The following is a 264-nucleotide window of genomic DNA, read 5'->3' on the forward strand; positions in this document are numbered from 1 at the left end:
ATTCCAAATATTGGAGAGGGATAAAGATGGATAGGCTACAAATAATCAGAAATAATCAGCATTTAAAAAGATTACTTTTAGATGAGTGTGATATTTACTTTTATGATCACATTAGAGAGGTGCAGTTTTCTAACAACGATGAGGAATATTCTCTAGCTTGTCAGGCCTTTGCCCAGGACGGTAGTGGGGGAGAAATTGGCTTTATAGGGAGTGAAGGCCAAGTTGGTCGGGATGAAAACAGGCTTGAACTTCTATGTTTTGAAT

The 264-nt window shown here is 37.9% G+C and carries 1 protein-coding gene; it reads left to right on the plus strand.

The window, feature by feature from the left end; translation table 11 throughout:
• Positions 1-26: 26 nt before the first annotated feature.
• Positions 27-264: hypothetical protein (locus tag ACTHS4_RS12035; RefSeq protein WP_440366003.1), on the plus strand; the 238-nt coding region annotated here is incomplete at its 3' end.

This window comes from Neisseria sp. P0014.S009 (assembly GCF_051958155.1).
Taxonomy (GTDB): domain Bacteria; phylum Pseudomonadota; class Gammaproteobacteria; order Burkholderiales; family Neisseriaceae; genus Neisseria; species Neisseria flavescens_C.